Annotated in this window: 8 protein-coding genes; 4 read left to right on the top strand and 4 right to left on the bottom strand. The window is 68.4% G+C overall.

Features of this window, described 5'->3' with window-relative positions:
* Positions 1-168: 168 nt before the first annotated feature.
* Together QH270_RS04510 and QH270_RS04505 are read right to left on the bottom strand one after the other, a co-directional pair.
* Complete coding sequence (locus tag QH270_RS04510) at positions 169-2,199, bottom strand: NADPH-dependent 2,4-dienoyl-CoA reductase (protein ID WP_280339045.1); 2,031 nt, start codon at positions 2,197-2,199, stop codon at positions 169-171.
* The gene (locus tag QH270_RS04505) at positions 2,196-2,750 is read right to left on the bottom strand and encodes a PadR family transcriptional regulator (RefSeq protein WP_280339043.1); all 555 of its coding nucleotides are present in this window, start codon (positions 2,748-2,750) and stop codon (positions 2,196-2,198) included. The genes QH270_RS04510 and QH270_RS04505 overlap by 4 nt, the downstream gene beginning before the upstream one ends.
* A gap of 114 nt (positions 2,751-2,864) precedes the next feature.
* Between QH270_RS04505 and QH270_RS04500 the strand changes: the two genes are divergently transcribed.
* Entirely contained in the window at positions 2,865-4,199 is a 1,335-nt protein-coding gene (locus QH270_RS04500) for an MFS transporter (protein WP_280339042.1), read from the top strand.
* A 125-nt stretch (positions 4,200-4,324) separates the two neighbouring features.
* On the opposite strand, the gene QH270_RS04495 is transcribed toward QH270_RS04500, so the two are convergent.
* A complete protein-coding gene (locus QH270_RS04495) occupies positions 4,325-4,972 on the bottom strand; it encodes a TetR family transcriptional regulator (protein WP_280339041.1) in 648 nt (215 codons plus the stop codon).
* 143 nt (positions 4,973-5,115) lie between these two features.
* Between QH270_RS04495 and QH270_RS04490 the strand changes: the two genes are divergently transcribed.
* The 3 genes from QH270_RS04490 to QH270_RS04480 are packed head-to-tail and all read left to right on the top strand — an operon-like array spanning position 5,116 to position 7,712.
* Positions 5,116-6,207 carry a ferredoxin reductase gene (locus tag QH270_RS04490; RefSeq protein WP_280339040.1) on the top strand — a complete coding sequence of 364 codons (1,092 nt, stop codon included), beginning with the start codon at positions 5,116-5,118 and terminating at the stop codon, positions 6,205-6,207.
* A 32-nt stretch (positions 6,208-6,239) separates the two neighbouring features.
* Positions 6,240-7,388: a fatty acid desaturase family protein gene (locus QH270_RS04485; RefSeq protein ID WP_280339038.1), complete on the top strand. Its 1,149-nt coding sequence runs from the start codon at positions 6,240-6,242 to the stop codon at positions 7,386-7,388.
* Complete coding sequence (locus QH270_RS04480; protein ID WP_280339036.1) at positions 7,389-7,712, top strand: hypothetical protein; 324 nt, start codon at positions 7,389-7,391, stop codon at positions 7,710-7,712.
* A gap of 4 nt (positions 7,713-7,716) precedes the next feature.
* Here QH270_RS04480 and QH270_RS04475 read toward each other — a convergent pair whose 3' ends face one another.
* Positions 7,717-7,845 (bottom strand): hypothetical protein, encoded by a 129-nt coding sequence (locus QH270_RS04475; protein ID WP_280339034.1) that lies wholly within the window; start codon positions 7,843-7,845, stop codon positions 7,717-7,719.
* Positions 7,846-8,103 lie beyond the last annotated feature (258 nt).

Genomic DNA, 8,103 nt, shown 5'->3' with positions numbered 1-8,103 from the left:
GTCCCGGCCGTGTCCCGCTACTACGGCCTACAATTGCTAGAACAATAAACCCAGACCTTGGGCTATGTCGGCACCCGCGCGAACGGATCGGGGCCGGGCGTGGTAACCAAAGCCGGACCAAAAAGGTCCGGAACGACGCCCGCCGGGCCGCCCCCCCGGGTCGGGGGGCTACAGGCGGGCCGCCAGGCGGGTGCCCTGGTCGATGGCGCGCTTGGCGTCGAGTTCGGCGGCCAGGTCGGCGCCGCCGATGAGGTGCAGGTCGACACCGGCCGCGCGCAGCGGCTCCTCGAGCTCGCGCACCGATTCCTGTCCGGCGCAGACGATCACATTGTCGACCTCGATGACCCGCGGCTTCTCGTGCTTCTCGCCGAAGCTGATGTGCAGGCCCTGATCGTCGATGCGCTCGTAGTTCACGCCGCCGACCTGCTCGACGCCCTTGGCCTTGAGCGCGGCGCGGTGCACCCAGCCGGAGGTCTTGCCGAGGTCCTTGCCGAAGGGGGTCGACTTGCGCTGCAGGAGCACCACGTCGCGGGCGGCGGGGGAGGGCTTGGGCTGCTTGAGCTGGCCGCGGACCTGCTCGTCGTCGGCGTCGACACCCCACTCCTCCTTCCACTCGTCGAGCTTGAGCGTGGGATGTCCTTCGACGGTGAGGAATTCGCTCACGTCGTAGCCGATACCGCCCGCGCCGATCACCGCGACCTTCTTGCCGACCGGCTTGTCCTCCTTCACCAGCTCGGCATAGGACAGCACCATCGGGTGGTCGATGCCGGGGATGTTCGGGATGCGCGGGCGCACACCGGTCGCCAGCACCACCGAGTCGTAGCCGCCCGCGAGGAGTTCCTCGGCGGTGACGCGCTTGGCCAGATGCAGTGCGACCCCGGTGAGTTCGATCTTGCGGCGGAAGTAGCGGATCGACTCGTCGAATTCCTCCTTGCCGGGGATGCGCCGGGCGATGTCGAACTGGCCGCCGATCTTGTCGTCGGCCTCGAACAGGTCGACGTGATGACCGCGCTCGGCCAGGCTCACCGCCGCCGACAGCCCGGCCGGCCCGGCGCCGACCACCGCGATGCGCTTGGCCCGCCGGGTCGGCAGCAGCTGCAGCGTCGTCTCGCTGCCCGCGCGCGGGTTGACCAGGCACGACACCTTCTTGTTGCCGAAGGCGTGGTCTAGGCAGGCCTGGTTGCAGGCGATGCAGGTGTTGATCTCGTCGGCGCGGTCACCCTTGGCCTTGTTGGCCCATTCCGGGTCGGCCAGCAGCGGCCGGGCCAGCGAGATCAGCGCCGCGTCACCGCGGGTGAGGATCTCCTCGGCGATCTCGGGCATGTTGATGCGGTTCGAGGCGCACACCGGGATGTTCACCTTGCGGGCGATCTTCGCGGTGAACTCGACGAACGCCGCGCGCGGCACCGAGGTGACGATGGTGGGCACGCGTGCCTCGTGCCAGCCGATGTCGGTGTTGAGGATGTCGACCCCGACGGCCTCCAGTTCCTGTGCCAGCGCGACGATCTCGTCGAAGGTCTGGCCCTTCTCCACCAGCTCGGCCATCGAGAGCCGGAACACGATGATGAAATCGGGCCCGACCGCGGCGCGGATGCGCTTGGCGATCTCCACCGGCAGGCGGCGCCGGTTCTCCGGCGTGCCGCCCCACTTGTCGGTGCGCTTGTTCACCCGCGGCGCGAGGAACTGGTTGATGAAATAGCCCTCACCGCCCATGATCTCGCAGCCGTCGTACCCGGCGAACTTGGCCAGCTCCGCGCAGCGGGCGTAGTCGTCGATCGTGTTCTCGATGCCCTTGGCCGAGAGCGCGCGCGGCTTGAACGGGTTGATGGCGGACTTGATCGCCGAGGCCGAGACGCTGGTCGGCATGTAGGAATAGCGGCCCGCGTGCAGGATCTGGATGGCGATCTTGCCGCCCTCGGCGTGCACCGCCTTGGTGATCCGGCGATGCCGGTAGGCCTCGGTCCTGGTGGTCAGCTTGCCGCCGAACGGGAGCAGCCACCCGGTGCGGTTGGGCGCGTAGCCGCCGGTGATGATCAGGCCGACCCCGCCGCGAGCGCGCTCGGCGAAGTAGGCGGCCAGCTTGTTGGTGTCCCAGGCGCGGTCCTCCAGACCGGTGTGCATGGAACCCATGACCACCCGATTACGCAGGGTGGTGTGGCCGAGGTCGAGTGGTTCGAACAGGTGGGGGTATGCGGTCATGGGCGATGGTCACCTTTTCGCGGTCGCAGGGCCTGCAGTACTTCGTCGCACCATTCGACGTAGCCGGACTCCGCGCGGATACCCGCGCGCAGCACCAGGTACTGGTGCAGAGCGGTGCCGGAGAGCTGATCCGGCGCCGGGAAGAATTTCTTTTCGCTGAGCTGGTACTCGTCGAGGCGGCGGGCGTGCTGCTCGCGATGGCGGGCGACCTCGGCGCAGACGGCGTCGATATCGCCGTACGCGGCGCCACGCACCTTCACACCCAGCTCGGAGTTGGCCGGGCTCGACTCGGTGGGTTCGGCGATCCAGCGGGCCAGTTCGGCGTGGCCGGCCGGCGCGACCGAGTACACCTTCTTGTCGGGTTTTCCCTGCTGCGCGACCGATTCCACGGTCACCCAGCCGGAATCCTCCATACGCTTGAGTACCCGGTAGATCTGCTGGTGGGTGGCACTCCAGAAGTAGCCGATCGACTTGTCGAATCGGCGCGCGAGCTCGTATCCCGACCCGGCGCGCTCGCTGAGCGAGACCAGGAGAGCGTGTTCGAGTGCCATGGGGTGAGCGTATCCGGAACGCTCGGTACTATGCAACCAGGTTCATATGATCGGCGGCGTGCCGAAACGCCGATGTGTCCTGCCGTGCGCGCCGGGGCGCATTACGCTTCGGCCATGACCGAGGTGAACGCGTCCGCGACCGTCGGCGAGGCGGCCGGACGCGGGCAGGTAGTGGCGTGGGGACTGTGGGACTGGGGATCGTCGGCCTTCCAGGCCGTCACGCTCACCTTCGTGTTCTCGGTGTATCTCACCGACAAGGTCGGCGACGACCTGCCGGGCGACACCCCCGCCAGCGCCTGGCTGGGGTGGGCCCTCGCCGCCGCGGGCCTGGTCGTGGCGTTGACGGCGCCGGTCTGCGGGCAGTACTTCGACGCGGTCGGCTCACGCAAGCGCGCGCTGGCGACCCTCACCGCGCTCACCGTCGGCGCGATGTCGCTGATGTTCTTCGTCCACGACGACTACCACGACCTCTGGCTCGGTCTGGCGCTGCTGGCCTTCGCCTCGGCGGTGTTCGAGCTGGCCGGGGTGCCCTACAACGCCATGATGCGGCAGGTCTCGACCCCGGCGACGGTCGGCCGGGTCTCCGGATTCGGCTGGGCGATGGGCTATTTCGGCGGCATCGTGCTGCTGCTCATCTGCTACGTGGGCTTCCTCGCCGGTGACGGCGACACCCGCGGGGTGCTGGGGATGCCGACCGATCAGGGCCTCAATGTGCGGCTGGCGATCGTGCTGGCCGCGGTCTGGTTCACGGTCTTCGCGCTGCCGGTGCTGTTCGCCGTGCCCGAACTGCCGCGCACCACCGCCGATCCCGGCGCGGCGCGGGCCGGGTTCCTCGGTTCCTACCGGGTGCTGTGGCGCGACGTGCGCGAGCTGTGGGACAGCGACCGGCACACCGTCTGGTTCCTGCTCGCCAGCGCGGTGTTCCGGGACGGGCTGGCCGGGGTGTTCACCTTCGGCGCGGTGCTGGCGGTGCAGGTGTACGGCTTCGCCGACGCCGACGTGCTGCTGTTCGGCATCGCCGCCAATGTCGTCGCCGGCGCGGCGGCCATCGCCGCGGGACGCTTCGACGACCGGCTCGGACCCAAGCGGGTGATCGTTGCCTCGCTGATCGGGATGCTGGGGTGCGGGCTGGTGCTGCTCGTGGTCTCGGGATCGCTGATGTTCTGGATCTTCGGGCTCGCGCTCACCGTGTTCGTCGGTCCGGCGCAGGCATCGGCGCGCTCGTTCCTGACGCGGCTGGCGCCGCCGGGGCGCGAAGGTCAGCTGTTCGGCCTGTACACGACCACGGGGCGGGCGGTGTCGTTCCTCGCGCCCGCGCTGTTCGGGGTGTTCGTCTCGATCTTCCACAGCGACCGTGCCGGCATCGCCGGGCTGCTCGTCGTCCTGGCCGCGGGGTTGCTCGTGCTGCTGCCGGTGCGCGCGCCCGCCGCCGTGCGGGACGCGAAATAGTGCTACTTCACGACGCGTCACCGACCGGTGTTGTGTGTACGCCCGTACTCTGAGTTTCGCTCTATGCTCGGTGTGCGGTGTGTTACACCATGGACCGCATGCGGCCACAGCAGCGGAAACATCCCTCAGTCAGCGGTTTTGGGAATCCAGCCGCCGATGCCGAGCGCGATCAGGCGCATCTGCATGACGGTGCGTTCGACCACCGCCGCCTCCTCGCGCGGTGTCGCGGCGACATAGGCCGCGATCCCGTCGGTGACCGTGGTGACCAGTAGGTCGGCTGCGATCTCGAGCTCGGTGGTGCTCCAGTTGTCCAGCGCGCGCAGCCGGGACAGGTCGGCCACGATCTCGCGCACGATCAGCTGCATCTCCCGCGCGATCTCCTGGCGCAGCGCGGCGGGGCCGCCGTGGCGCTCGCGGATGAGGAAGCCGAACAGCGCGCGCTTGGCGCCGACCTGCTCGAAGACGAACCGCACGGTATCGGCCAGATGCGCATCGGGTTTGCGCCTGACCTCGCGCAATGCGAGCCGCAATGCCGTCACGCCCTCGTCGACCAGGGTGGCGCCGAGATCGTCGAGTGAGGCGAAATGGCGATAGAACGCGGTCGGCACGATCCCCGCCGAGCGGGCGATCTCGCGCAGGCTCAGCGCCGCGAATCCGCGGTCGGCGGCCAGCGCCAGGGTGCCGTCGAGGAGGGCCGCCCTGGTGTGCGCTTTGCGCTCGTTGCGGGTTCCTGCCTGCTCAGTCACATCGGTGAGCATACATCCGTGCACCATAGTCGCTTCCCTCGAGATGTTGCCCGGCTCACATCTTTGCCGGTTGACAGTGGGCCGGGGCCATCCGGCACACTAGTGAGTGTACAGGCGTGCACTGAAATGTGAATGGCATGCCGAAGGACTTCCGCAGAGGGGCAAGACGCATGGTTGGCCTGATCGATCTGGTGCAGACGTTGACGACGCCGCACCCGTTGGACCGGTATCTGGAGCTCGTCAGCCCGGCGCGCACGGCCAGGGAACTGCGCGCCGAGGTCACCCACGTCTCGCACGCGGTGCCGGACTCGGTGACCCTCACCCTGCGGGCTTCCCGGCAGTGGCGCGGCCATGCCGCGGGCCAGTACGTGCAGATCGGCGTCTCGATCAACGGTGTGCGCCACACCCGCTGCTACTCGCCGATCGACCCGGAGAGTCGCGGCGACCGCTTCATCCAGCTGACCGTCCGCCGTCACCCCGGCGGTCTGGTCTCGAACTACCTGCACGAGCACGCGAAGCCCGGCATGGTCGTCGACCTGGCGCCGGCCGCCGGCGTGTTCGCGCTACCCGAGCGGCGCCCCGACCGGGTGCTGCTGATCAGTGGCGGCAGCGGCATCACCCCGGTGCTGTCGATGTTGCGTACCCTCGACGCCGAGGGCTATGACGGCGAGGTCACCTTCCTGCACTACGCGCGTTCGCCGGAGCTGGTGCCGCATCGTGCCGAGCTGGCCGCGATCACCAACCGCCGCCCCAACGTCCGCGTGGAGTACCGGTACCCGGTCGAGCCGGGCACCGTGGTCGACGGCGAGACCTCCACCGGCAGCGGGTTCTTCGACTACGACGAGCTCGAGCGGGTGGCGCCCTGGTTCGCCGACGCGCAGACGTTCGTCTGCGGGCCGCCGCCGCTGATGCGCGCCGTGCGCACGATCTTCGAGGCCGAGGGTCTCGAGGACCGGGTGCACAGCGAGGAGTTCACCCTCACGACGGTGCCCACCGACCCGGCGGAGGCCACCGGCACCGTCACCTTCTCCGACAGCGCCGTCGCCGCCGACAACACCGGAGCATCGCTGCTCGAGCAGGCCGAATCGGCGGGTCTGACCCCGGAGTACGGCTGCCGCATGGGGATCTGCTTCTCCTGCACCGCGACCAAGGTCTCCGGCTGCACCCGCAACCTGCGCACCGGCGAGCTCGACGCCGATCCCGACAAGCAGATCCAGATCTGCGTGAACACCGCTGTCGGCGACGTCGACATCGCCCTCTAGACGCCCGAAGACAACCAAGGGGAGACACAGCCATGACGATTCTCACCGAAGGCAAAGACGGCCCGGTCATCCTGACCCCCGACCAGGTCGAGGAGCTCGGCCAGGCGCTCGACGACCTGCGCGCCCGCATCGAGGCCGATCTCGGCGAGCGCGACCGCGACTACATCTACAAGATCATCAAGACCCAGCGCGGCTTCGAGATCGCCGGCCGCGGCCTGATGTACCTGGGCTTCCTGCCGCCGTTCTGGCTGGCCGGCGTGGCCGCGCTCGGGGTGTCGAAGATCCTCGACAACATGGAGATCGGCCACAACGTCATGCACGGTCAGTACGACTGGATGCGTGAGCGCGGCATCAACTCCCGCGAATTCGACTGGGACACGGTCTGCCCGGCCGACCAGTGGAAGCACTCGCACAACTACATGCACCACACCTACACCAACGTCCACGACATGGACCGCGACATCGGCTACGGCATCCTGCGCATCGACGAGGGCCAGAAGTGGAACCCCTACTACCTGGGCAACCCGATCTACGCCTTCCTGCTGATGGTGCTGTTCGAGTGGGGCGTGATGGTGCACGACCTCGAGGCCGACAACATCATCAAGGGCAAGCGCACCTGGGCCGAGCTCAAGCCGCTGCTCAAGGGGCAGGCCAGGAAGGCGGGCAAGCAGGTCCTCAAGGACTATGTCGTCTTCCCGGCGCTCACCGGCCCGCTGTTCCTGCACACGCTGGCGGGCAACGCCGCGGCCAACCTCGTCCGCAACCTGTGGACCTTCTCGATCATCTTCTGCGGGCACTTCCCGGCCGGTGTACAGACGTTCACCAAGGAGGAGACCGAGGTCGAGACCCGCGGTGAGTGGTACGTCCGGCAGATGCTCGGCTCGGCCAACATCAAGGGCTCCAAGCTGTTCCACATCATGTCGGGCAACCTGTCGCACCAGATCGAGCACCACCTGTTCCCCGACATCCCGGCCAACCGGTACCCGGAGATGGCGCCCGAGGTGAAGGCGCTGGCCGAGAAGTACGGCCTGCCTTACAACACGGGCCGTTTCTCCAAGCAGATCGGCTCGGTCTGGGCCAAGATCTTCCTGCTTTCCGTGCCGGATCGCTTCGTCAAGAGGGCGCCCAAGCCCGGTGTTATCGTGGTGCGTAATCGGAAGGCGACCGAAGTGGGCGTGTAAATGATCGGGAAATTCGAAAGCAACAAAGATCTCGTCCAGGAATTGACGTCCTCCGGTGCCAGGCATGTCGGCAATATCGCGGCCCTGATCACCGGGGTCGTCGCCGAGGTCGCCAGGGAGATCGGTGAGTTCGTCACCGACGCGATCGAGATGAACGAGGCCGCCGCGGCCGCGCGCCGCGACGCCGAACAGCATCTCGACGTCGAACCGGAGTTCGGCCGGGCCGTCGACCTCGACGAGCCGGCGAGCGAGCCGGCTCCGACCGTGTTCGCCGACGTCGACGTCGCTCCCGGCGACAAGGCCGACAAGGCCGACAAGGCCTGAGCCCTCACCACACCGGCAGCCGCCTGCGGTGCTCGGTGACATCGGTGATCAGGTCCCGGTAGCCGTCGGTCAACTCGGCCAACCGGCACCAGTGCAGATGGGTGCGTGCCTCCCGTTGCCGCGGTGTCGTCATCTCGACCGGATCGGCCCCCCCCCCCGGGGGGGGCGGGGTGGCATTTTACGGGCGGGGGAAAGTTAACCCGCCCGGGGTGGGGGGATGGAGGCCCCCCCCCCCCCCGGGGGGGGCAAATTGGCCGGCCCCCCCGGCCCTCCGGGCGCGCGAACGGCGCCGGCCCCCGCACCAACCCCGACATCACCTCGAGCTGGACGGCTACGGCGCCTTCTCAAATTCCCAGCGGATCTCCGAGCTCTACACCGCCCGCGTGCTCGG

Origin of the sequence: Nocardia neocaledoniensis, from assembly GCF_029868625.1 — a bacterium.
Taxonomy (GTDB): domain Bacteria; phylum Actinomycetota; class Actinomycetes; order Mycobacteriales; family Mycobacteriaceae; genus Nocardia; species Nocardia neocaledoniensis_A.
Note: the sequence above shows the minus strand (reverse complement) of the source record. Positions and strands in the feature narration are given on the sequence as shown.

Bases quoted from the DNA above. Each gene is read 5' to 3' on its own strand.
- QH270_RS04505 (WP_280339043.1), bottom strand. From the start codon at position 2,750: ATGGCACTCGAACACGCTCTCCTGGTCTCGCTCAGCGAGCGCGCCGGG.
- QH270_RS04490 (WP_280339040.1), top strand. From the start codon at position 5,116: ATGGTTGGCCTGATCGATCTGGTGCAGACGTTGACGACGCCGCACCCG.
- QH270_RS04500 (WP_280339042.1), top strand. From the start codon at position 2,865: ATGACCGAGGTGAACGCGTCCGCGACCGTCGGCGAGGCGGCCGGACGC.
- QH270_RS04485 (WP_280339038.1), top strand. From the start codon at position 6,240: ATGACGATTCTCACCGAAGGCAAAGACGGCCCGGTCATCCTGACCCCC.
- QH270_RS04480 (WP_280339036.1), top strand. From the start codon at position 7,389: ATGATCGGGAAATTCGAAAGCAACAAAGATCTCGTCCAGGAATTGACG.
- QH270_RS04475 (WP_280339034.1), bottom strand. From the start codon at position 7,845: ATGACGACACCGCGGCAACGGGAGGCACGCACCCATCTGCACTGGTGC.
- QH270_RS04510 (WP_280339045.1), bottom strand. From the start codon at position 2,199: ATGACCGCATACCCCCACCTGTTCGAACCACTCGACCTCGGCCACACC.
- QH270_RS04495 (WP_280339041.1), bottom strand. From the start codon at position 4,972: ATGGTGCACGGATGTATGCTCACCGATGTGACTGAGCAGGCAGGAACC.